Annotated in this window: 28 protein-coding genes; 16 read left to right on the forward strand and 12 right to left on the reverse strand. The window is 27.5% G+C overall.

The features are described 5' to 3' along the window. Positions 1 to 9: 9 nt before the first annotated feature. Positions 10 to 1101, reverse strand: a complete 1092-nt coding sequence (gene fliM / locus AVENP_RS01685) for a flagellar motor switch protein FliM (protein ID WP_128359199.1) — start codon at positions 1099 to 1101, stop codon at positions 10 to 12. A gap of 1 nt (position 1102) precedes the next feature. Next, positions 1103 to 2161 carry a flagellar basal body P-ring protein FlgI gene (locus tag AVENP_RS01690; RefSeq protein ID WP_228201884.1) on the reverse strand — a complete coding sequence of 353 codons (1059 nt, stop codon included), beginning with the start codon at positions 2159 to 2161 and terminating at the stop codon, positions 1103 to 1105. A gap of 89 nt (positions 2162 to 2250) precedes the next feature. On the opposite strand from AVENP_RS01690, the gene AVENP_RS01695 reads away from it, so the two are divergent. The 11 genes from AVENP_RS01695 (at position 2251) to AVENP_RS01745 (ending at position 10271) form a co-directional block, all read left to right on the forward strand. Continuing rightward, complete coding sequence (locus AVENP_RS01695; protein ID WP_128359201.1) at positions 2251 to 3444, forward strand: hypothetical protein; 1194 nt, start codon at positions 2251 to 2253, stop codon at positions 3442 to 3444. A 1-nt stretch (position 3445) separates the two neighbouring features. Beyond that, on the forward strand, positions 3446 to 3712 hold the full coding sequence (locus AVENP_RS01700; protein ID WP_128359202.1) for a flagellar biosynthetic protein FliQ: 267 nt from the start codon (positions 3446 to 3448) through the stop codon (positions 3710 to 3712). Positions 3713 to 3777: 65 nt separating this feature from the next. Then, entirely contained in the window at positions 3778 to 4128 is a 351-nt protein-coding gene (locus tag AVENP_RS01705; protein ID WP_228201885.1) for a hypothetical protein, read from the forward strand. A gap of 1 nt (position 4129) precedes the next feature. Continuing rightward, positions 4130 to 4621: a MotE family protein gene (locus AVENP_RS01710; RefSeq protein ID WP_128359204.1), complete on the forward strand. Its 492-nt coding sequence runs from the start codon at positions 4130 to 4132 to the stop codon at positions 4619 to 4621. A 2-nt stretch (positions 4622 to 4623) separates the two neighbouring features. After that, positions 4624 to 5154, forward strand: a complete 531-nt coding sequence (locus AVENP_RS01715) for a flagellar basal body-associated FliL family protein (protein WP_128359205.1) — start codon at positions 4624 to 4626, stop codon at positions 5152 to 5154. 2 nt (positions 5155 to 5156) lie between these two features. Then, positions 5157 to 5585, forward strand: a complete 429-nt coding sequence (locus AVENP_RS01720) for a hypothetical protein (RefSeq protein WP_128359206.1) — start codon at positions 5157 to 5159, stop codon at positions 5583 to 5585. Beyond that, entirely contained in the window at positions 5575 to 6282 is a 708-nt protein-coding gene (locus tag AVENP_RS01725) for a flagellar basal body L-ring protein FlgH (RefSeq protein ID WP_128359207.1), read from the forward strand. The genes AVENP_RS01720 and AVENP_RS01725 overlap by 11 nt, the downstream gene beginning before the upstream one ends. Before the next feature lie 57 nt (positions 6283 to 6339). Further along, complete coding sequence (locus AVENP_RS01730) at positions 6340 to 8217, forward strand: flagellar hook-associated protein FlgK (protein WP_128359208.1); 1878 nt, start codon at positions 6340 to 6342, stop codon at positions 8215 to 8217. A 10-nt stretch (positions 8218 to 8227) separates the two neighbouring features. Further along, complete coding sequence (fliD, locus tag AVENP_RS01735) at positions 8228 to 9568, forward strand: flagellar filament capping protein FliD (protein WP_128359209.1); 1341 nt, start codon at positions 8228 to 8230, stop codon at positions 9566 to 9568. 101 nt (positions 9569 to 9669) lie between these two features. Further along, positions 9670 to 10026 carry a flagellar export chaperone FliS gene (gene fliS, locus AVENP_RS01740; RefSeq protein WP_128359210.1) on the forward strand — a complete coding sequence of 119 codons (357 nt, stop codon included), beginning with the start codon at positions 9670 to 9672 and terminating at the stop codon, positions 10024 to 10026. Beyond that, positions 10002 to 10271, forward strand: coding sequence for a hypothetical protein (locus AVENP_RS01745; protein WP_128359211.1), 270 nt, complete (start codon positions 10002 to 10004; stop codon positions 10269 to 10271). The genes fliS and AVENP_RS01745 overlap by 25 nt, the downstream gene beginning before the upstream one ends. Here AVENP_RS01745 and tilS read toward each other — a convergent pair. The 5 genes from tilS to AVENP_RS01770 all read right to left on the reverse strand — a co-directional run bounded on the left by tilS (position 10260) and on the right by AVENP_RS01770 (position 15397). Beyond that, a complete protein-coding gene (tilS, locus tag AVENP_RS01750) occupies positions 10260 to 11240 on the reverse strand; it encodes a tRNA lysidine(34) synthetase TilS (RefSeq protein WP_128359212.1) in 981 nt (326 codons plus the stop codon). The two genes, AVENP_RS01745 and tilS, sit on opposite strands and share 12 nt — an antisense overlap. A 2-nt stretch (positions 11241 to 11242) precedes the next feature. After that, on the reverse strand, positions 11243 to 12583 hold the full coding sequence (rimO, locus tag AVENP_RS01755; protein WP_128359213.1) for a 30S ribosomal protein S12 methylthiotransferase RimO: 1341 nt from the start codon (positions 12581 to 12583) through the stop codon (positions 11243 to 11245). A gap of 64 nt (positions 12584 to 12647) precedes the next feature. Then, positions 12648 to 13466, reverse strand: coding sequence for a pantoate--beta-alanine ligase (gene panC / locus AVENP_RS01760; protein WP_128359214.1), 819 nt, complete (start codon positions 13464 to 13466; stop codon positions 12648 to 12650). Between the two features lie 27 nt (positions 13467 to 13493). Beyond that, positions 13494 to 14453, reverse strand: coding sequence for an ABC transporter permease (locus tag AVENP_RS01765; protein ID WP_128359215.1), 960 nt, complete (start codon positions 14451 to 14453; stop codon positions 13494 to 13496). Between the two features lie 56 nt (positions 14454 to 14509). Next, positions 14510 to 15397, reverse strand: coding sequence for a DMT family transporter (locus AVENP_RS01770; RefSeq protein WP_128359216.1), 888 nt, complete (start codon positions 15395 to 15397; stop codon positions 14510 to 14512). A gap of 124 nt (positions 15398 to 15521) precedes the next feature. On the opposite strand from AVENP_RS01770, the gene acpS reads away from it, so the two are divergent. After that, positions 15522 to 15872 (forward strand): holo-ACP synthase, encoded by a 351-nt coding sequence (acpS, locus tag AVENP_RS01775; protein WP_128359217.1) that lies wholly within the window; start codon positions 15522 to 15524, stop codon positions 15870 to 15872. A gap of 6 nt (positions 15873 to 15878) precedes the next feature. Here the strand turns inward: acpS and ruvX are convergent, their stop codons facing one another. Then, positions 15879 to 16262 carry a Holliday junction resolvase RuvX gene (ruvX, locus tag AVENP_RS01780; protein ID WP_128359218.1) on the reverse strand — a complete coding sequence of 128 codons (384 nt, stop codon included), beginning with the start codon at positions 16260 to 16262 and terminating at the stop codon, positions 15879 to 15881. After that, a complete protein-coding gene (locus AVENP_RS01785; protein WP_128359219.1) occupies positions 16259 to 17170 on the reverse strand; it encodes a methylenetetrahydrofolate reductase in 912 nt (303 codons plus the stop codon). The genes ruvX and AVENP_RS01785 overlap by 4 nt, the downstream gene beginning before the upstream one ends. A gap of 79 nt (positions 17171 to 17249) precedes the next feature. Here AVENP_RS01785 and serB point away from each other — a divergent pair, with 79 nt between their 5' ends. The 4 genes from serB to AVENP_RS01805 all read left to right on the forward strand — a co-directional run bounded on the left by serB (position 17250) and on the right by AVENP_RS01805 (position 21423). Beyond that, complete coding sequence (serB, locus tag AVENP_RS01790) at positions 17250 to 17873, forward strand: phosphoserine phosphatase SerB (RefSeq protein WP_128359220.1); 624 nt, start codon at positions 17250 to 17252, stop codon at positions 17871 to 17873. Positions 17874 to 17989: 116 nt separating this feature from the next. Further along, positions 17990 to 18982 (forward strand): transaldolase, encoded by a 993-nt coding sequence (locus AVENP_RS01795; RefSeq protein WP_128359221.1) that lies wholly within the window; start codon positions 17990 to 17992, stop codon positions 18980 to 18982. A gap of 157 nt (positions 18983 to 19139) precedes the next feature. Continuing rightward, positions 19140 to 20501 carry a class II 3-deoxy-7-phosphoheptulonate synthase gene (locus AVENP_RS01800; protein ID WP_128359222.1) on the forward strand — a complete coding sequence of 454 codons (1362 nt, stop codon included), beginning with the start codon at positions 19140 to 19142 and terminating at the stop codon, positions 20499 to 20501. Positions 20502 to 20577: 76 nt separating this feature from the next. Next, positions 20578 to 21423, forward strand: coding sequence for a nucleoside-specific channel-forming Tsx family protein (locus AVENP_RS01805; RefSeq protein ID WP_128359223.1), 846 nt, complete (start codon positions 20578 to 20580; stop codon positions 21421 to 21423). Positions 21424 to 21442: 19 nt separating this feature from the next. Here AVENP_RS01805 and AVENP_RS01810 read toward each other — a convergent pair whose 3' ends face one another. From AVENP_RS01810 to tgt, 3 genes are read right to left on the reverse strand one after another with little or no spacing between them, the layout of a single operon-like run. Beyond that, positions 21443 to 21784 (reverse strand): arsenate reductase family protein, encoded by a 342-nt coding sequence (locus AVENP_RS01810; RefSeq protein WP_128359224.1) that lies wholly within the window; start codon positions 21782 to 21784, stop codon positions 21443 to 21445. A gap of 3 nt (positions 21785 to 21787) precedes the next feature. After that, a complete protein-coding gene (gene gatC, locus AVENP_RS01815; protein ID WP_128359225.1) occupies positions 21788 to 22078 on the reverse strand; it encodes an Asp-tRNA(Asn)/Glu-tRNA(Gln) amidotransferase subunit GatC in 291 nt (96 codons plus the stop codon). 48 nt (positions 22079 to 22126) lie between these two features. After that, a complete protein-coding gene (gene tgt, locus AVENP_RS01820; protein WP_128359226.1) occupies positions 22127 to 23248 on the reverse strand; it encodes a tRNA guanosine(34) transglycosylase Tgt in 1122 nt (373 codons plus the stop codon). Positions 23249 to 23258: the final 10 nt, after the last annotated feature.

A 23258-nucleotide genomic window follows, 5' to 3' on the forward strand; every position in this document is an offset into this window, starting at 1 on the left:
AAGATAATTTTATTTATCTTTCTGATCTAATAACTTTCTAATGTTTTCTGACATCTCTTTTGCTTTTACTTCTCTTTCTTCTCTCATTGCTCTTAAGTTGTCTAGAGTTTCTTGTTTTTCTCTATCTAAATTTGCTCTTATTTGAATAGCTTTTCTATTATTTGATATTCCAGAAATTGATGAAAATTTTTCTTTTTTATTTATATAAATTGTTGCAGATGAAGAAGTTGCATTTTTATTAAATACAATAACATCATCAACCTTTAAATTTATTATGTCTCTTGCTGTTAATTCAGTTTCTGCCATAATTGCTTCTATTCTCATTCTAGCACCAGATATAAGTGTTTTAATATCTCTTTTTCTACTAGATTTTCTGTTTTTACCTTCACTAAATATTTTTTCAACCACTTTATTTAATAAAGGTTCATAATAAGAAATAGGATAACAAATAGATAAAAATCCTGATTCTTCATCAATTGTAATTTCTAAAACTACAAGCAAAACTATCTCATGATCAGAAACAATTTGTATTGCATTTGCATTTGTATCTCTTGATTCAATCTTATAGTTAAGAATAGATATATCACTCCATGCTTTATATAGATTTTTTATAAACATTTTATAAAAATGTTCAAGAATCTCAACCTCTATTTCTGTTAATTCTCTATCAATATTATCACTTGTATTAACAGCTCCTGAACCTAAAAGTTCAGCAATAATTTTGTGTGAAATAGCAGGGTTACACTCAATTACAATTCTTCCATCAAGTGGTTTTATTGATAAAGTATTTAATGAAGTAATTTGAGGAATTGATAAAATAAATTCCCCATAAGTCATTTGTTCAATTGAATATAACTTAACATCAACAATTTTTCTAAGCATCGAAGATAAATCATTAATAAAATCTCTTAACATTTTATCATGCATGGCAGAAAAGGCTTTTAATTGCTCAGCAGAGATTCTATTTGGTTTTTTAAAGTCATAAATAGAATAATTCTTTTCTTTTGAAACAATCCTCTCAATAGGTGTTTCAATATCTTCACCTTGTTCTGCAATATCTAAAAGAGCATCAATTTCATCTTGACTTAAAAATTCAGCCATCCTAGCCTCTTACTTCAATTTCAACATCAATTGCGCCCATTTCTTTAATCATTTTTAATGTATCAATAATTTCAGTCATAGGTAATTTCATTACTTTCATAGCTCTTACTAAATCTGATATTGTAGGTGGTGCTTTTGTATTAATCATTGCATTATCAATATTTATAACTGGTTTATCAGCAATTTTAACATTATCTCCAATATCAACACCTGGATTTTGGGCAGGATCTTTCCATCCTTCATTACTCAATCCACTTTTATCAATTCTAATTGAGAAAGAATCTCTAGCTATTGTTACAGGATCAATTTGAATATCTCCACCTGTGATAACTGATTCTCTTGACATATCAATAATAACTTTCTTTTTAAATATTTGAGCATCAAGTTCAATATTTTGTACAACAGAAATAAATTTTACTACTGACATATTAGTAGGTTTCACTATTTCAACAGTTCTTGTATCAAGAGCAGTTGCTAATTTTCTCCCAAATTTATCATTTACTTTTGTTTCAATTAAATCAGCATCTCTAGCTGAGTTTTTATAAAGACTTAATTGAATTGATTTTTCATCTCTTAAATCATAATTAATTTCATTTTCAACAGTTGCACCATCATATATAAAACCTGTTGTTTTATTGTTTTCATTAGCAAGAATAGTTCCTTGTGCTAGGGCATATACATTTCCATCAACACCTTTTAATTGTGTAATTAAAAGTTCTCCATGATCAACAGATTTTGCATCACCAATTGTTGATACTTTAACTTTGATTTTGTCACCTTGTCTTGAAAAAGGTGGTAATTCTGCTGTTACCATAACTGCTGCAATATTTTTTGAATTAATTGAACCAGCAGGAATTTTTATATATGAATTCCTAAGAAGATTTTGTAAGGATTGCATTGTAAACTTTGATTTATCGCCCGTTCCTGCAAGTCCTACAATTAGTCCATAACCAATTAACTGATTTTCTCTAATTCCAATTACATTTGAAATATCTTTGATTGTTTGTGAGTACAAAGATGATAATAAAAATGTTACTAATAAAATATATCTCAATATCATCCTCCATTATTAATTGTTTATATTTTATCGAAAATTTAATAAAAAAAGGTATAATCAATGGTATTAAAATTATTTTATAGGGTTATAGATTGAAGATTTACATTTATGGTAATCAAAGTTTTAAAAAAGAAATTCACGAAACATTAGAACACTCAAATATAAAATTCAAACTTGACAATAATACTGTAATTGAAGAAATAAGTAGTATTACAAAGCTTAAACAGATTATAAAAGATAATCCTAAAGATATTTATTTAATTGATGATGAAAAAATTATTAAAAAAAATTCTTTAAATAAAAAAATTAAATTTTTTACTCCTAAAGATGGAATAGAAGAAGAGTTTTTACTTGATTGTGGAATTGCAGATTTATCAATAGATTCATTAAGTGAATTACCAAAATATATAATTAGAAAATATGAAGAATTAAAAGCACTGGAACCAGATATATTAGATTTAAATGAAAAAGATGACATCAAACAAAATGAGATAGAGTTGGATGATGAATTATCTATGCTATTAACAAAAGAGGAAGAAAATAATGATTCCGATTTTTCTGAAAACTTTGATGATATATTTAATATAGATAAAGATGTAAATCTTGATGATATAGAAGGTTTAGTTGGTAATAATGATGTAAGTATAAAAAATGATTCAAATGATATAATTAATTTTAATGATGATTTTGGATTAAATAATATATCATTTGATTATGATGACGATGACATATTGTACAAAGAAGAATCAGATGAACCTTTGGAAAATTCTGTATCAACTAAAGTTTCAGATATATTTGCAGACTTAGATTTTTTAGGTGAAGAAGTTACAGAAGAAGAGGAAGATATTACAGACTTAGAAAAAATAAATAATGATTTATTTGGTGGGTTTGATTTTCTAAATGAAGAAATTCAAGAAGGAAAGAAAAAAGAAGTTGAAGTTGAAGAATCAAGTGAATTGGAAGTATTAGAAGAAGATCCTTTTAGTAGTTTTGATTTTTTAGATGAAGAGATATTAGAAAATAAAAAAATTGATAAATCCTTGCAAGGAGATAAAATGAATGATGAGTTTTTCGAATTAGATTCTTTAAGTGAAAAAGATTTATTGGAAGCACTAAGTTATAAAGTTGAAGAAAATAGTTCTATAAGTGGTAATAAACCTGCCGTTTCAGAAAAAAGAGTCGAAACATTGGATATAAATAACTCTAATGTTACAGATCTATCAGCATTAATTTCTAAGTTATTAAATAATAAAACTTTAGAGATAACAATAAAAATAAAAGATTAATATGGATTTAATTGCTATTGCTGAAAATACAGTAAAGATTATATTAATACTTGGATTACCATCTTTAATTGTAAGTATGATTATTGGACTTATAATTTCTGTTTTTCAAGCAGTAACACAAATTAGTGATGCTTCTTTATCGTTTGTTCCTAAAATGGTTTTTGTTTCAGCTTTTATATTAATTTCTCTTCCATGGATTGGTGATCATATTGAGGCATATACAAAAGATTTGTGGGATATAATACTTATTTTTGGTAATAATAGTTGATTGAAAAATTATATAAATTAAAGAAAAATCAAACTGACCAGAAATTAATGCAAAAGGCTCAACTCTTGTCAAGAATTGAGCAAATTGATATTGAAATATTATTAACTCAAAATAGAATTGATACAGCAAGTGTTGAAAAACATGGAGCAATTTCAGATTTTATGATTTTAACAATACATAAAAATACTATGAAAATGCATATTCAAAAACTTAATAAAGAAAAAGTGCTTTTAAATATGGATGTTGAACTTTTGTTAAAAGATATAATTGAACTTCAAAAAGAAGCGGAACAATTTTCATATATTTTGGAAGAAGAAAAAAAAGAAGCTATAAAGAAAATTTTACTTGCAGAAGAAGAAGCTTCTAGTGAATATATTCAAAGTAAATATATCAGTAATAGAGATAAAAGGATTTAAATTGTTTAGATATTTATTATTAATTATTTGTTTTTGTACTTATTTATTTGCCGTAGAAGAGACAAGTAGTTCTTTAACAAAACAAAGAATAGAAGTAATGGAATTAAAAAAAGAATTAAATAATTTTTATAATGAAAAAGAAACTGAATATCAACAAAGAAAAAAAGAGCTTGAAGGTATTTTGGCTCAAATTGAAAAAGAAAAAAAAGATATACAAAAATTACATGATGATAATATAGAAACTTTAAAAGATATAAAAAATGAAGTTGTGACAAAAACATCAAAAATATACAATGGAATGAAACCAAAAAATGCGGCTGATATTTTTAATCAAATGATTGGCGAAGGTAAAATTGAAGATGTTTTTGATATAATACTTAAACTAAAAGAGAACAATGTTACTCAAATTATGAAATTTTTAAGTGTTTCTAATGCATCAATGATTACTGAAAAACTTGAAAATTATAATAAAAAAGATGAGAAAAAGGAATAATAATGGCAGATGATAACCAAGAATCAAAAAATTCAGGTGGTGGAAAGGGATTAATGATTGTTTTAATCGCCTTAGTAGTGGTTCTAATTGTAGCTGTTATTGGTGGTGGTTATTTTCTTTATTCTCAAGGTGCACTAGGTAATAGTAATGCTGCTGGGCAAGAAGAAATCAAAAAAGATGAATCATCAGAAAAACCAGATTCATATAAAGCAGATATTAACGATTTGGTCTTAAATTTGACAGATTCAAAAGGAAAAGAGAAATTAATGAAATTATCTTTTTCTGTTAAAAGTATAGAACCAACAATCGCAGCTATTACTGAACAATACAAAGCAGAAATTATTGATGTTGTAATTTCTCAAGTAAGTTCTAGAAGTTCTGAAGAACTTTTAACAGTTGGTGGTAAAAATCTATTAAAAGATGAATTACTACAAGATATTAATACTGTTATTAATGAAGCTACTAAATCAAATTCAGATATAGCAAAAGATAGCATTAAACAAATATTATTTACGACTTTTGTAATTAAATAGAAATGATAGTTGCAATTAAAAGAAACAAAAGCAAAAAACTAATAAAGATTTTATCTTTATTAGCACTTATTGCTATGTTTGCTGGTTATTATTTTTATATGAATATAACCTATGCTGAGCAGTTGCAAAAAGAGACAGAAGTAAAACAAGCAATAAAGCTTGAAGAAGAAAAAAAAGATAAAGAAAAAAAAGCAGTAGAAAAAGCTATTTTAACTGAAATAGAAAAAGCTATTGATTTAGTTGGACAAGAACATATTCGACATGTAAAAATAATTGAAGATAAAGTTATAATTATTTGTGAACCAGCAACAAATTTAGATGCTTTAATGGTAAGATATGGTGCAATGGCTCTTATAAAAAGAACTTTAAATGAGATAATAATAGCTATTGATGTTAATTTTATATTAAAAAGTAGATTAAATGCAAAATAGTTTTATATTAATTTTTATAGTGGTACTCTTTTCCGCATGTAGTGCCACATCAGAACCAGAATTAGCTTTTGAAAAACCAGAAATACAAATACCTAAAAAAAGCCCAGAACCAAGAAAAAATAAAGGTTCTTTATATTCTATGCAAGGTACTTCTTTATTCGCAGATAAAAAAGATTTACAAGTAGGAGATATTATTCAAATTGTAATTAGTGAAGATCTAACATCGAAAAGTAATAATAAAAGAGAATTAACAAGTACTAGAGATAATAGTCTAGGTGGTGGACTAGCAGGTGCAACAGGCACAAACACATTAAGTGGAGTAACATCAAACGTAGCGAATAAATTAAATGCAAATCTTGGTGTAAATTTTTCAACTAATAGCTCAACTTCTGATAAAGGAAAAGTTAATAGTCAATTAGATGAAACATTTGCTACAACAATCTCTGCAATAATAGAAGAAACTTATCAAAATGGTAACTATTATATAAAAGGTAAAAAAGAGATGCTAATTGAAGGGCAACGACAAGAAATAATTGTAAGTGGTGTAATAAGACCTTATGATATAAGTTCAGATAATTCAATTAATTCTTCACAAATAGCAGATTTAAAACTATTATATGATAAAAATGGAACGGAATCAGATATTTTAGAAACACCATGGGGATTAAAATTTATGAGAGCAATCTGGCCATTTTAATCTAATTTTAAGAAATGTAATGTAATAATTTGTAAAATTATACCTAAAGGAGTTAAAATGCTAAGTACATTGAGCGTATCTCAAAGCGGACTGAATGCTGCAAAAATTGCAGTTGAAAATGTATCAAATAACATAGCAAATGCAGATACTCCTGGGTATAAAAAAAGAGTTGTACAGCTTGAAGAATTATCACAAATGGATAATCAATTTACAGGTCGTGGTGTAAATGCAACTGGTGCATATAGAATTACATCTCAATATATGTATGATAAATTAATTTCTGAAAATACTAAATTAAGTTATTATGATAAATTATCCAATATGACAGGAAATATTCAGTCTATTTTCAAAGAAACAACTGATAGTGGTTTTTCAGCAGATTTAAATCGATACTATCAAGCTGTTGAAAATTTAAGAACAGATCCAACTTCTCAAGTTTATAAAACGACTTTACAAACTCAAGGTAATATTTTAGTTGAATCATTACAAAATCTTTATTCAAGTGTAGAACAACAACAAAAAGTTGAAAAAACTGAACTAAGTGCTAATGTTAATGATGTAAATAGTATCTTAAAAGAGATAGGTCTTTTAAATGAGAAAATGCAAAAATTCGATGGTGTTTCAAATGATATGCTTGATAAAAGAGATCAGTTAGAATTAGAATTATCAAATTATGTTGATATAAATGTAAATAGAACAGATGACAATTATGAGTTAACAATAGCTGGACAGCCAGCTGTTACAAATACAAATGTAAGAACACTAAATGTTAAAGAAGAAGAAACATTACAAAAAGATAAATATACTTTAGTTGATAGTAGTGTTTTACCTCCTGTTTCATATGACTCATTAAAATATAATGAAGATTTTACTGCAAAAACATTTGATGCAAATGATGTAGTTACTTATAAACTAAATAATGAATTTTCTGTTTCCGTTAAAATGGGTGAATCAATAACTATGGATTGGAATGGTGATGGTACTGAAACAACAGAAACTGTAGATAGTTCTAATTTAACTAGAGCATTAGTTCATAAAATAAATTCTGATCCAAATATGAAAGGTTCAATCACTGCATATAATGGAGATTATTCTGTTGATGCAAATGGAAATAAAATTACAAAAGATACACAAGATAATTATTTAAGAATTGAGTCAAATCTTGGTGGAAGCCAGAATCAATTTGATGGAAGAATAAGTATTGAGAATATAGACAATACTGATTCCACAATTGTAGATAAAAGAGAATCAATATACAGAGGCGATTCTAGTGTAGATCCTGAATCAAAAGTAACTATTACAATTAATGATAAAGAAGTACCAATTAAAAGTGGTATTTTAAAAGCACAAGTAGATAATTTATCATCAGATTCACCTAATAATAAATATCAAAGCTATCTAGATAAATTAGATTCTTTTGCGCAAACCTTATCTGATATTTCTAATGAATTTATTAAAACAAGTTCAGGCGATTATATTTATGGAGAAGCTGGAAGTGATGAATCACTAGGAACAATCAACTCAATGGGATTATTTAGTGGTTCGAGTGTTAAGACATTAAAGTTTAATGAAAAGATGGTTAATGATTTAGATCAAAATAAATTGGATTATTTAGCGACTATTCAATGGAAACAAAATTTATCTTTTGATGGAAAAGCTCAAGATGTAAATTCAACAACTAAATCATCTTTAAGCGAGTTTTTTAGAGACTTAAGAGTTAGTATATCAGCTGATAAAGAGAATATTGATTTCACAAAAACAACACAGGCAGGCATTAGTAATTCAATTAAGTCTTCATATGATCAGTTAACTAAAGTCGATAAAGATGAAGAGATGTTAAATTTGATTAAATTTCAAGCAGCATATACTGCAAATGCTAAGATGATTACAGTAATAGATGAAATGTTACAAACTTTACTTGGCTTAAAAAGATAAAGGATAAGTTATGGCAACTGGTGTATTAGGATTAGGTACAGGGCAAGCATCAACGTTAAATAGTGAATTAATTGATAAATTAAAAGCTGCAGAGAGAAAATCTACAGTTGAGCCAATAGAAACTAGAATAACAAGTATTACAACAGAGAAAGAAACATTTGCAAATATTGAATCAAAAGTAAAAGAACTTTTAGAAGCAATTAAACCTTTTGATTTATTTGTTTCAGGTGGTGTTACAGCTCTTGAACAAAAATCAGCAACTACTTCAGGTGATTCGGTTTCTTTTGATGCTGCTGATATTAAAGCATTAAGCAAAGGTACAACAAATGTTGATGTAACGCAATTAGCACAAAAAGATGTATATCAATCAAATAGTTTTAGTGCAAAGAATACTCAAATTAATCAAGGTAGCTTAGTAATTAATGGAGAAACATTTGACACTACTAATAAAACATATGAACAATTAGCAACTGAAATTACTTCAAAGTCTGGAATGAATGCAAGTGTTGAACAAGTTGGCTCTAATTCTTACCGATTAGTTATTAAAAGTGAAAACTCAGGTGTTGATAATAAATTAAATATTAGTGGTGCTGCAAGCCAATCATTAGGGTTTACTACAGATGGTTCTACGATAAATGCAACAAATCATATACTTGAAGCAAAAAATATGATTGCAAAAGTTGATGGAGTAGAATATAATGTTACAACTAACAGTATAACTGTTGATGGACTTAAACTGACAGCGAATAAAATTGGAGCTTCGAGTATTAATATTGTAGAAGATAATACACAAATTCAAACTCAAATGCAAAATTTTGTTACAAAATATAATGATTTAGTAGCAATGATAGATACCGAATCTTTCAATGCAGATTCTTCAATACAAGATAAATCTTCAATAAGAAATATAGTAAGTCAAATAAAAGATAAAATGTTTGGTTCATATGGAACATCACAAGATAAATCAGTATTTAACTATGGATTAGAATTTGATAAATCAGGTTCATTATCTTTGAATTCTACAAAATTTAGTGCTGCTGTTCAAAATGATTTATCAGGATTAAAAGATTTATTCTTAGGAGTAGCAGAAAATAAAGGTTTAGGAACAACATTAAAAGAAACTCTTGATAATATGAGTTTTTCAGGTGGAATTTTAAATTTATATTCTTCAGCAATGTCTAAAAGAGAAACTGATTTAACTGCTGAAAAAACAAAAGCACAAGATGCATTAGATAAAAAATACGAACAACTTGCTCTTCAGTTTAGCGCATATGGAACACTTATAACACAAATGGAATCATCATTTTCAGGTCTAAAAATGATGATTGATCAATCAAATTCTAGTAATTAATTTTTAGGAAGAGAATAGTTATTTTCTCTTCCTCCTTTAATTTTTAAGCTAATATGTAATATACTCATATATCAAATTGATTCTAATAGGAATGTAAAAATATGGGAATAGAAGTATATAATCAACAAAATGCAATTTCAGATGATCCTTATGTTTTAGTATTAAAACTTTATGAGGGAATTATAAAATATTTGTCATTTGTAAAGAATGCAATAAAAGAAAGGGAAATTGAGTTAAAATTTACATATATAAATAAGTCAATAGCAATTTTTGATGAATTAAGAAATGTATTAGATTTTGATGGTGGAGAAGTTGCATATTACTTAGATGGTTTATATTTATATCAAATCGAAACTCTATTTAGTGCTGGAATTGATGATAATATCAATGCAGTTAATCAAGTTATGAAAGTTACTCAAGGATTAATCGACGCATGGAAAGAAGAGACTGGTCTTTAAAAGCGCTAAATGAATTAACTTATGTTGATTCACTGGAACCTTCAGAAAAAGCTGAGGCTTTAGTACGATGGCATGAAAATTATTTAACTACTGACACTATAAAAGATTTTGATTTGGAATTAATAGATTTAAAAAGGCTTCAAGAGCTTTTTTTTAAAAATATTAATTTTCTTAAAATTCATAGAGAAGAGACAAGATTAGAACTTGTTAAAATGCAAAAAATGAAGAGATTTCTAAAAAATTAACTCTTTCAGCTCTACTTTTTCTCTAAAAATATAAGCTCTCATATTTTTAGGGATATTATTTATTCTATATTGTTCTTTATGCTTTTTATCAATAACTTCATTATAATTTGGTGCTATCCAAATATTATTTTTCTGAATAGATATATTTATTTTATGAGAAATTGTAATCTCTTTTTGTCTTAATATTTCATCTCTTTGAGCAGAACTTAAAAGAATACCTCTTTTTTTAAGTGATAAATCTATAGTTCTAATATTTAAATTATCATCTTTTTGATTTAAAAATATCTCTAATTCTTTTATTTTTTTGATTGGATTATTTTGGATATTTAAAGAATTTAAATCATTTTGCAAGTACTCAAAAGATTTTCTCACTCCTGAACTAAACTCTTGCAAAAACTTATTTGAAAAATTATGTCTAAAGTAGTTTCTTTTATATTTTTCATCAAAATTTGATTGGTCAACAAAATATTTATGATTATTGTTTTTTAAATAGTTTTCAAGTTCATCTTTTGTTATATTTAAAAGTGGTTTATAAATTTGATAGTTTTCTTTTTGCTCAAACTCATTAAATCCAATAAGTTCAACTAATCCTGCACCTTTTGATAATTGCATCATAAACCATTCTAATTTGTCGTTTAACTGATGAGCTATGATTAAGTTAGCATAAGAGTGTTTATCAATAATTGTTTCAAAAAAAGCGTATCTTATGTCTCTAGCTTTTTTTTCAAAATTTGAAGTATCAGGAAGATTTATTTCATGAATAAAAATCTCTTTTTTATACTGTTTTGCAAGTTCTTTTGCATAAGAGATTTCATCTTTGCTTTGTTCTCTTAAATTATAATTTACAATAGCTATATCAAAAGGGATATTTTGTTCAAGGAGTAAAAAAAATAGTGCAGTAGAATCAACACCTGCTGAAAATGCTAGCAGATTTTTTTGATTTTTAACTACACTAAAATCTAAGTTCATAACTATTTAATTACAGTTGCTAATAATTTATCTCCCGCAAGTTCTGTGATTTTTACAGTGTAAATTTGTCCAAATTTAATTTGTTCACCATCTGGTAATTCATTGTCATTAATATAAATCTCACCATCAATATCAGGAGCCCAAAGTGTTTTTCTTGCACTTAATAAATACTCATGTTCTTCACTTTCACCATCAACATAAACTTCAAAAGTTTTTCCAATTTCATTTTCTAGTGATTCTTGAGTGGTTTTTGCAATTATTTCACCAATAATATCAGCTCTTTCATCAATAACTTCTTGCTCTATTAAATCTTTTGAAAGGGCAGCTGTTGTTCCTTCTTCTGTTGAATATGAAAAAACATTTGCCCTATCAAATTTGAACTCTTCGATATATTTGCAAAGTGCTTCGTGGTCTTCAACAGTTTCTCCTGGATGTCCAGCAATAAATGTAGTTCTTACAAAAGAGTTAGGTTTACTTCTCATATGATTCATAAGTTCATTTAGTTTTTCAACACCTTTTCCTCTTTTCATTATTTTAAGCATTGAGGGAGTTATATGTTGTAGTGGCATATCAAAGTAGTTTACAAAAACTTGTGAATCTGCAATTTTATCAATCAAAGATAAAGTTGTAGTTGATGGATAAAGGTATAAAATTCTAGCTGTTTTGATTCCTTCAATTTTTTCAATCTCTTCAATTAAAAGTTCAAGTCCATTATTAATTCCTTGGTCTCTTAAAAAAGATGATGAGTCTTGAGATACAAATGAAAAGTCTACATAACCTTTTGCAACTAATGATTTGACCTCTTTTATAAGTGATTCTAGGGTTCTAGAGTGAAGTTTTCCTTTAAATGAAGGAATTGCACAGAATGAACAAGTTTGATTACATCCTTCGCTTAGTTTTACGTAAGCATGATATGAAGAACCTGTGATTACTCTTTCATTTTCATGACTAGCTAAAAATACTTCATTTGAAAATGCACTTCTTTTTTCATGTACAAGTAAATCTATTTTGTCATAATCTCCAACACCTGTGAAAACATCAATTTCTGGTAACTCTTTTTGAAGTTCACCTTGGTATCTTTCACTTAAACATCCAGCCATTACTAAAACTGACTCTTTTTTTCTTTCATCATGTAGGTTAAAAATTGTATTTAAACTCTCTTGTTTTGCACTATCTATAAATCCACATGTATTTACGATGATAACATCGGCATTTGCTGCATCATTTGTAATTGTATAATCTTTTAATTTACCTAACATAATCTCTGAATCTACAAGATTCTTAGTACAACCAAGGCTTACTAAATGTAGAGTTTTTTTAGGATTTTTTACTGAAAATTTCATATATTTATTCTTTTTATCTTAATTTTTTTGCAATTTTATCATAAACTCTTTTTAAAACAAAATGTTAAAGCCAAATATTATCAAGTAATCTAGTATTACCAAATTTGGCAACTACAAGAATAATTGTATTTTTAGGTTCAATATTTTCTAATTCATTAAACTCCCTATCAACGATGGCTACATATTCAACATCTAAAGTTTTCATGATTTCATAAATTTTATTTTTTACAGCTTGCACACTTCTTTCACCACTTGAAATAAGAGAACCTGCCATATATAAAGATTTTGAAATTAGTAAAGCATCTTTTCTTTGTGTAACATCTAAATAGATATTTCTTGAACTCAAAGCTAATCCATCATCTTCTCTTATTATTTCACAAGGAATGATATTTATTGGTATAAATAGATTTTTTACCATTTGCATAATTAAAGTTAATTGTTGAGCATCTTTTTTCCCAAAATAAGCATTTGTTGGTTGAGTTAAATTAAACAGTTTTAAAACTACTTGTAAAACTCCATCAAAATGTCCTGGTCTTGTTTTACCTTCTAAAACATAACTTTTATTTGGAGCTTTAATTAATACTTCTTCTTTTGTGTACATAGTTGAAATTTCAGGCATAAAAACATAATCAACTTTGCACATTTGACAGATTTTTTTATCAGCTTCGTCTTTTCTTGGATAAGCATCCAAATCTTCACCTGGCAAAAATTGAGTTGGATTTACAAATATTGAAACAATAACTATATCATTTTCATTTCTTGCTTGTTTGATAAGTGAAATATGGCCATTATGTAAAGCACCCATTGTTGGAACAAATCCAACAGTTCCAGAAATATTTTTTCTAACTTCTTGTAACTCTTCAATTGTTTTTAAAACTTGCAATTCTTTTCCTTGTTAAAATTATCTAATCTATTTTTCTTCGTAATTTGGATTTAGTTTTAATAAAACTAAATCTGCAATCATATTACCAATTAGTGTCAAAAAGGCACCAATTATCAAAATCCCCATGATTACTGGATAATCATGTGATAAAGCACTTTGATAAAACAATAATCCCATTCCATCTATTGAAAAAATTGTTTCAAGAATTACTGAACCACCAATAATTCCAGGAAGTGAAAGACCAAGAAGTGTAATAACTGGCGGATATAAATTTGGCAAAATATAATATCTTAAAATCTGTTTTTGGCTTAAACCTCTGGCCTTTGCAAAAAAGATGTAATCAGATTTTAAAATCTCAATAGTCAAAGATCTAATATATAAAATCAAACTTCCAATTCCACCAAAAACCATAATAAATATTGGTAAAACTAAATGCCAAGCATAATCTAAATAGTAAGAAAAACTTCCATCATTAGGAACTCCATGAAGTCCAGCAATTGGTAAAATCTCAAAATTAATAGCAAATACTAAAACCAATAAAAGTGCTAAATAAAATGAAGGCATTGCAAAACTAAGAAGTGATAATTGTCCAGTAAATTTATCAAATAAAGAGTTTTTATTTAAAGCCGATTTTATTCCAAAATAAAGAGAAATGATGAATATTAAAACCATTGAAATAATATTGATTGTAAGTGTAATTGGAATTCTGCTTAATATTTCATCTTTAACCATTTCACCACTTGCAAATGAAATCCCGAAATCAAGATGAATTATTGCACTTACCCATGAAAAAAATTGTACATATAAAGGTCTATCTAAACCATAAATCGCTTTTAATTGCTCGATTGATTCAGGTGTGATATTTGGATTTAATTCCCCACTTGCAAAAAAAGAGTTTGGTGCAGCGTTTATTGCGATAAAAGATATAAGGCTAATAATAAAAAGCATGGTTATAAGATAAAATATTTTTTTAAACAGTAATTTCAAATTTTTTGAGCCTTCCTAATTTGTAAAGGGTATTTTAGCATTTTTTTATTAACTTATTATTTGTGTTTCTTTTTTAAGCTATTTATTAATCCTGAAAGAATTACAAAAAATAGTCCAAGAAAATAAATTGGCAGAATTGTCTCATTAAAAAATAAAATTAGAAAAAATGCCGATAGAATTGGAGTAATAAATATAAATGGTGCAACTTTAGATGCATCAAAAATTTGAAGGCCTTTTATCCAAAATAAATAAGATATTCCATTAATTAGTGCACCATTTATTAAAATGATAATCCAATCTTTTCCTGATGGAAGAATAAAACTAGAGTAAGTTTCAACGGTTATAGTTGAATAAATAATTGCTGAGAAAAAATAAATCATTACAGCATTTGTTGGATTAATTGTAACTTTTTTACTTAGAACTGAAAATAATGCAAAGGCAATTGTTCCTGACATTACAACTAATAAAACATCAATCTGTGAAAAATCTAAACTTGCGAAATCACCTTTAGTAATAACTAAACTCACCCCAAAAAATCCAAAGATAATTGAAAAAAGTTTTCTTTTTGTGAAATCTTCTTTTAAAATTATTAATGATAAAAAAACTATAAATATAGGCCACATATATTGAATTACCAATACTTCAAGTCCATTTGCATGTTTATAACCAAAATATAAAAATAAATAGAATATAAAATCTAAAAAACCTAATCCAAACAAAATTAAAAATATTTTTTTTGAATATGATAATACTTCTTTTAAATTTCTCTCAAAAAGTGAAACTATAAATATTGATAAAAAAGAGATAATTGATGAATAAAAAAGATATTGATAATGGTCTAATCCAGATTGTACAAATTTTGCAAAGCTTGGAATTAAAGCCCATAAAAGAATACATAGAACAATATAGATTATTCCTATGTTTGATTTGAGTAGTTTTTGCATTAATAGTCTTTTATAATATTTATGAGGATTGTACTAATAAGTGAATTAAATGCGGTTAAATTAAAAAAGTCGTATAATCTTGTTTACATAATAGTTAATTTCATTACACAAAAGATAGGTTTACATGATAGGTATAGATATAACATCAATTGATAGAATAAAAAGAATGTATGAAAAGTTTGGAATAAAGGCTTATGAAAAGTTTTTAAATCCAAAAGAGATTGAGCTTATAAAAAAGCCTGAAACTGCTGCTGGATTTTGGGCAGCAAAAGAAGCAGCTTCAAAAGCTCTTGGTACTGGAATTGGTGCATCTTGCAGTTTTCATGATATTAAAATATCAAAAAGTGAGCTTGGAGCTCCATTGATAAAATATAGAAAAAAAGTAAGAAAGGCTTTTGGTATAAAAAATTCTCATTTATCAATAACACACGATTCAGGTTTTGCGATAGCTGTTGTTGTAAATGTTTTGAAGTGAGTATAATTAGTGCTTTCTAGCTAAAAATCTCTCTAATATAATTTTAGCTGCAAGGGAATCAACTCTTCCATCTCTTTTATATTTAATATCACCTTTAATTAAATCTTCAGCTTCAATAGAACTCATGTTTTCTTCTTGAAATTCGTAAGGAATATCAAGTTCAAGTAAAGCTACAAAATGTTTTATTCTTTTTTGCATATCTTCACTTGCACTTGGAAATCCAACAATTAGTTTTTCGATTTCCCACTCTTTTAAAAAAATATTCACATCTCGTGCAGCTTGGTCTCTATTTTTTCTTAATATTGCACTTTGTGGAGTTACAATATTTGAAGTTAAACAAATAGCAACTCCAATTCTTTTTAAACCAACATCAATTGAGGCTAATTTCAAGAAATTATCTCATTTGCAACATCAAATCTATTTGCTGTCATAAGGTGGATTTTTGGGTGAAGTTTATTTAAATCTCTAAATAAATCTTGACTTAATTGCATTCCAACTTTGTACTCTTCTTCTTCTGAAATATTATGTGCAGCTTCAAGAGCATCAATCCAAAATTGAGGAACATGAATTCCTGGAACTTGAGCTGATAAAAATAGGGCAGTTCGAAGTTTCGTAACAGGGAAAAGACCAAATATTAATTGAGCTTTTTTCTTATCTCCCTCAACTCCTTCTTTAGCTATGTTGAATGATTCTAAAAGTTTTTTTGCATTTTCTATATCAAATATTGGTTGAGATATTATTCCCATTGCTCCATTTTGAATTTTTAAGTGCATTTTTTTCTCTAAACTTGAGAAGTTTTTTGCATAAGAGTTTGTAACTGAAAATGGAAAAATTTGTTTAGGTTCGATTTTAAAAGGATGACCTGACATATCCATTCCGTAGTTAAACGATTTTATGATTTTTAAAAGCATTAAAGAGTTTGCTTCAAAAACTCCTTTTGCATGGGGTTGATCACTCATTTTTGCAGGATCTCCTGTAAGTGCAAGTATAGCTCTTACATCAAAATCATTTGCACCCATTAAATCAGATTGAAGTGCAATTTTATTTCTATCTCTCATTGTCATTGTGGCAATTACAGGTTTTTTAAACTCCATTTGAAGTTTAAGTGATGCAAAAAGTGCATTATATTTTAATTTTGCAAGAGGATTATCTGTGCACGAAAAACCATCAACTCTATCTTGTAATTTAAATTTTTTAATCCTTTCAATAATATTATGCATAGAAGGTTCATGTTGAGGTGTAGTTTCAAGTGTTAAGTATTTGTCTTCTTGAAGTTTTTGTATTAGTGTTTCAAACATTGGATAAACAATCCTTTAGTATATTTAGTTTTATTTGGCTAAAATTATACCCTTTAAAGAATAAAACTAGGGAAAATTAATGAAATTAGCTGTTTTCGATTTTGATTCAACACTTATGGATGGGGAGACTATCGACTTTTTAGCAGAAGAGTTAGGTATAGGTGAACAAGTTACAAAGATTACTGAAGAAGCAATGAGTGGAAGATTAGATTTTTTTGAATCTTTGACTACAAGAGTTGCACTTTTAAAAGGTATGGATTACCAAAGAGTTGTAGATATTTGCTCAAATCTTCCTTTAATGCCGGGTGCAATGGAGTTAGTTCCTGCACTTCAAAAAATGGGTTACAAAGTAGTTTGTTTTTCTGGTGGTTTTAGAATTGGCACAACTCCTGCAAGGGAAAAATTAGGTTTAGATGCTGATTTTTCAAATGTTTTACATGAAAAAGATGGGAAATTAACAGGTCTAATTGGTGGAGATATGATGTTTGGATATTCAAAAGGTGATATGCTTCAAAGAATTCAAGGTTTAATGGGAATTACAAGAGCTGAAACTTTAGTTTGTGGTGATGGAGCAAATGATTTATCTATGTTTGCCCACGCTGATACAAGAGTTGCATTTTGTGCAAGAGAAGTTCTTAAAAAAGAAGCAAATGTAGTTATTGATACAAAAGATTTAACAAAAATTTTAGATTATATTAAATAGGCTTTATTCTTAAAGCCCTTTAGAGTTTGCTTCTTTAGATGAAATTTATTTTCATCGCTGAAAGAAGTTAAAAATGAATAGGTCCCTTTAAAATGGGACATTTTAAAGGAATAATTATGAGTTTAAAAGAAGATATTAATTTCTCTTTATGGTGTGATTTTATTGAAAGAGATTTTTTAGAAACAAGATTTAAAGAGATTATCAAAAAAAATATTATTCAAGGTGCTACTTCAAATCCTGCGATTTTTGAATCATCAATTACAAATTCTCTAGCATACAAACAACAACTTGATATGCTTCAAGCAAATAATGAAAAAACTATTTATGAAGAGTTAGCTCTAACAGATATTAAAAGAGCAGCTTTTTTATTAAATGAATTACATAAAAATGATGCTGATGATGGTTTTATTTCTATTGAAGTTGACCCACTTTTATGTGATGATGCAGCAGGAACTATAGAAGAGGGAGTTCGACTTTATTCTTCAATTAGTGCTGATAATGTTATGATAAAAGTTCCTGCAACACAAGCTGGATATATTGCAATGAGAGAGTTAACTTCAAAGGGAATAAATGTAAATGCAACTTTGATTTTTTCGCCTGAACAAGCAATAAAATGTACTCAAGCTTTAGATGAGGGAATCAAAGATTCAAATAAAGATATTAGAGCAGTTGTTTCTATTTTTGTATCAAGATTTGATAGATTAACTGATAATGATTTTAAATTAAAAGGTTTACAAACTTCAAAATTAGGAATCATAAACGCAACTAAATGTTACCATGAAATTAACAAATTTGGAAATCCAAATATTAGAACTCTTTTTGCAAGTACAGGAGTAAAAGGTGATGAATTAAGTCCTAGTTATTATGTTGATAACTTAATTTATCCAAACTCAATAAATACAGCACCACTTGCTACAATCGAAGATTGGGTTAAAGATGGTTCAAAAGTTGAAACTGCAATTATGAGTGAAACTGACTGTGATAAATATTTTGCAACTTTAAAATTAAAAGGAATAAATATGGAAAATATTTATTCAAAACTTTTAACTGATGGTCTTGAATCTTTTAAAGTTTCATTTAGAGATTTACTTTCAAAATTAATTCACTAACTATTAAAAAATTATAATGTAGCTTAGAAATTATCACTACATTATAGTTTTATCTCTTAATTAATTACAAATTGATAACTTTTTAGGACTCACTCCTTAAGAAATATTTAGCTAAAATTTATCTTATTAAATAAAATATATAAAAGGCAGATTAAAAATGAACAATTGGAATCCTAGTAGCTGGAGAGATTTTCCTATAAAGCAACAACCTACTTATAATGATTTAGAAAAACTAAAAAAAGTAGAAAATGAATTAGCTTCTTATCCTCCTTTAATTTTTGCTGGTGAGGCCTTAAATTTAAGAAAACAATTAGCTGATGTTGTAAATGGAAAAGCATTTTTACTTCAAGGTGGAGATTGTGCTGAATCTTTTGCGTCATTTAACGCAACAAATATCAAAGATTTATTTAAAGTTATGATGCAAATGGCTGTAGTTTTAACATTTTCTGGTGGTTGTCCTGTTGTAAAAGTAGGACGAGTTGCTGGACAATTTGCAAAACCTAGATCTTCAGATTTTGAAGAAATAGATGGAATATCACTGCCATCATATAGAGGTGATATTATAAATGATATGGAATTTACTGAAAAAGCTAGAAATCCAAGAGCTAAAAAACTTTTAAAAGCATACAATCAAAGTGCTGCAACAATGAATCTTTTAAGAGCATTTTCAAGGGGTGGAATGGCTGATTTGAATCAAGTTCATTTATGGAATTTAGATTTTGTTAAAGATAATTATTTAGGTGCAAAATATGAAGAACTTGCAAATAAAATATCTGAAAGTTTAACATTTATGAAAGCTTGTGGAATTACAAGTGAAAATACTCCACAACTAAATCAAACAACTCTATTTACTTCACATGAAGCGCTATTATTAAATTATGAACAAGCACTGACTAGACGTGATTCAATCACTGGTGATTGGTTTAACTGTGCTGCTCATATGTTATGGATTGGGGATAGAACAAGAGATTTAAGAGATGCTCATATTGAATATTTTAGAGGAATAAATAATCCAATTGGATGTAAAGTAGGACCAACTATGAAAGAGGATGAATTAATCCAATTAATTGATACTTTAAATCCAAATAATGAAGCTGGAAGATTAAATTTAATCGTTAGAATGGGAGCAAATAAAGTAGGTGATTTCTTACCTAAATTATTAAAAAGAGTAAAAGCTGAGGGTAAAAATGTATTATGGTCAAGTGATCCAATGCATGGTAATACGATTAAAGCTGATAATGGATACAAAACAAGAGATTTTGAAGCGATTTTAAGTGAAGTAAAACAATTTTTCCAAATACATAGATCTGAGGGTACATATGCAGGTGGAATTCACTTAGAAATGACAGGACAAAATGTAACAGAGTGTACAGGAAGTGCCTCTTCTGCTGTTACTCAAGAGAGTTTATCAAATAGATATCACACTCAATGTGACCCAAGAATGAATGCTGACCAAGCTTTAGAATTATCATTTATGATAGCTGATACTTTAAAAGATGCAAGAAAAAATTTAGTATAAGCTAATTTTTTTAAGTATTAAAAAGGGGAGAGTTTTTGCTTTCTCCTTTTTTTTTGAATTAAAACAAGGAAATAAAATGAAAAATCTTATTTTTAAAATAGTTTTATTAACTATTTTTTTATTTATTAATGTCTCTGCGAAAGACATTGGTGATATTACAAATTCACAATGGGCTACTTTGCACCTATATAAAGGTGAAAAGCAAAGAGCAGGACCTTTTGCTTTTGATGATACTTATGCAGAATTTGAATTTGGTGGAAGATATGAATGGCTGGATTTATATGGTTATATAGATTTTATAGATGCCTTAAATAGCTCAACTAGTGATAAACATGGAGATAATAATTTCTTTGCAGATATAGAACCTAGAATTTCTCTTGATTATTTATTAGATAAAGATTTATCTTATGGTGCTTTAAAAGAGTTGTTTTTTGCTTTTGATATATATTATGCAGATCCTAGTCCTGGAAATGATAAGGGTTTAAAAATCCTTTGGATGGGACTAGGAAGTGATATAGATATTCCTTGGTTAGGTAAAAGTGGAGTAAATCTTTATACTAGATATATTGAAGAAAATTATGGTTCAAGTAATGAAAATAGTTTTGATGGATATGTGGCTCACATAAATTGGTTTAAACCTATTTACAATTTTAGTGAAAGTAAATTTATATCATTTCAAGGTTACTTAGATTATGAATTTGGAAGTGATATTCCACAAATAGATTTTGAAAAAACATATAGAACGAGTGATTCTTTACAATCATATTTAGGTTTATGGTTACATGAGAAAAAATGGACAGTTGGATATGGTTTAAAAGCTTATAAAGATATGACACAATGGAAAGATGGTGAAATATTAAATGGCAAAAAAACTGATACTACAGGTTTCGCACACTATTTTAATGTGGGATATAAATTTTAGAGTAGAAAATTCTACTCTATTATAAAAAAGTATTCTTATAAACTTCTTCATCCCAAGCTACAAGAACTTTATCATCAAATTCAATAACTGGACGTTTAAAAAGTAATGGTTCTTTACAAAGCCATTCATATTTTCCATTATTATCAAGGTTTAACTCTTTTAAATTTAATGTTTTATATTTTGTTCCTTTATTATTAAAAAGCACATTTATATCAGCTTTTGTAGTCCAATCTTTGATTTTATCACTTGATGGATTCTCTTTTTTAAAATCAAAAAAATCAACTTCTATATTGTTGTCTTTGAAGAATTTAAGAGCGTTTCTTACACTTCCACAAGTTTTTATACCGTAAACTGTAATCATCTTTTACTCAATAATTTTTGGAACTATAAAATAACCATCTTCAGATTTCGGAGCATGTTTTAAAATATGGCTTGCTAGTTCTAGATTTTGCTCTGCAACATCTTCTCTAAAAGGTGTTCCTCCCTCGATTGTACTAAATGTTGCTTCAATTCCTGAAACATCAATTTCATTTAAATTTTCAACAAAGTTTATAATATCACCCAATTCTGATTTTAATTTTTCTTTTCTTGAATCATCAATTTCTAAACTTGAAAGTTTTGCTAATTTTGCTATTAAGTTATCATCAACAGTCATAATAAATTGTCCTTATTTTATATATTTTTAATTCTAGCCAAAAAGAGTTTATTTGCTTCTTTTAGCGTAAAACTCTTTTTTAAATTCAACCCAATTATCATTTAAAATAGCAGTTCTTGCTTCTTTCATTAAAGATAAATAGTAGTGAATATTGTGAATAGAACCAAGTCTAAAATATGTAATCTCTTTTGCTCTATACAAGTGATTTAAATAGGCTTTTGAAAAGTTTTTACAAGTATAACAATCACACGCTTCATCTATTGGTGTCATATCATCTTTATAATCAGCTTTTTTAATATTTAATCTTCCAAAAGTAGTAAATAAAGTTCCATTTCTTGCATTTCTTGTGGGCATTACGCAGTCAAACATATCAACACCACGCTCAATATTTTCTATTAAATCTTCAGGTGTTCCAACACCCATTAAATATCTTGGTTTATCTTTTGGCATAAATTGAGTTGTCCACTCAACAGTTTCGTACATATCAGCATTTGGTTCACCAACGCTTAATCCACCAATCGCAAAACCATCATAATCACTTAAAGCACAAAGTTGTTCAGCACTTTGTTTTCTAAACTCTTTGTCAGTTCCACCTTGAATAATTGCAAAAATATTTTGGTGTGTTCCAATTCCCTTTGCTTTTTGTTCCATGTGATATTCAATTGCTTCTTTTGCCCATTTTGTAGTTCTTTCAATTGATTTTGAAATTCTTTCTTTTGTATTTGGCAATGCGACTAAATCATCTAAAATCATCATAATATCAGAATTCAAATCATATTGAGTATCAAGTACACTTTTAGGTGTAAAGTAGTGTTTGCTTCCATCAATATGTGATTTAAACATAATTCCATTTTCATCAGGTTTTGAGTTTGAACTTAAAGAAAATGCTTGAAAACCACCTGAGTCAGTTAAAAACGAGTTAGGAAATTTTGAGAAACCATGAAGTCCTCCAAACTTTTTAATAAGTTTACTTCCTGGTCTTAAATATAAGTGATAAGTATTCCCAAGTATTATTTTTGCTCCAAGTTCTAACATGTCATTTGCATCAAGTGCTTTAACTGTTCCTTGAGTCCCAACTGGCATAAAAACAGGAGTTTCTATTGTACTATGAGCTGTAACTATTGTACAAGCTCTAGCTTTATTTGAAGTAGCGTCAATTTTAAATTCCATAAATAATATA

The sequence above is a fragment of the Arcobacter venerupis genome (genome assembly GCF_013201665.1).
GTDB classification, from domain to species: Bacteria; Campylobacterota; Campylobacteria; order Campylobacterales; family Arcobacteraceae; genus Aliarcobacter; species Aliarcobacter venerupis.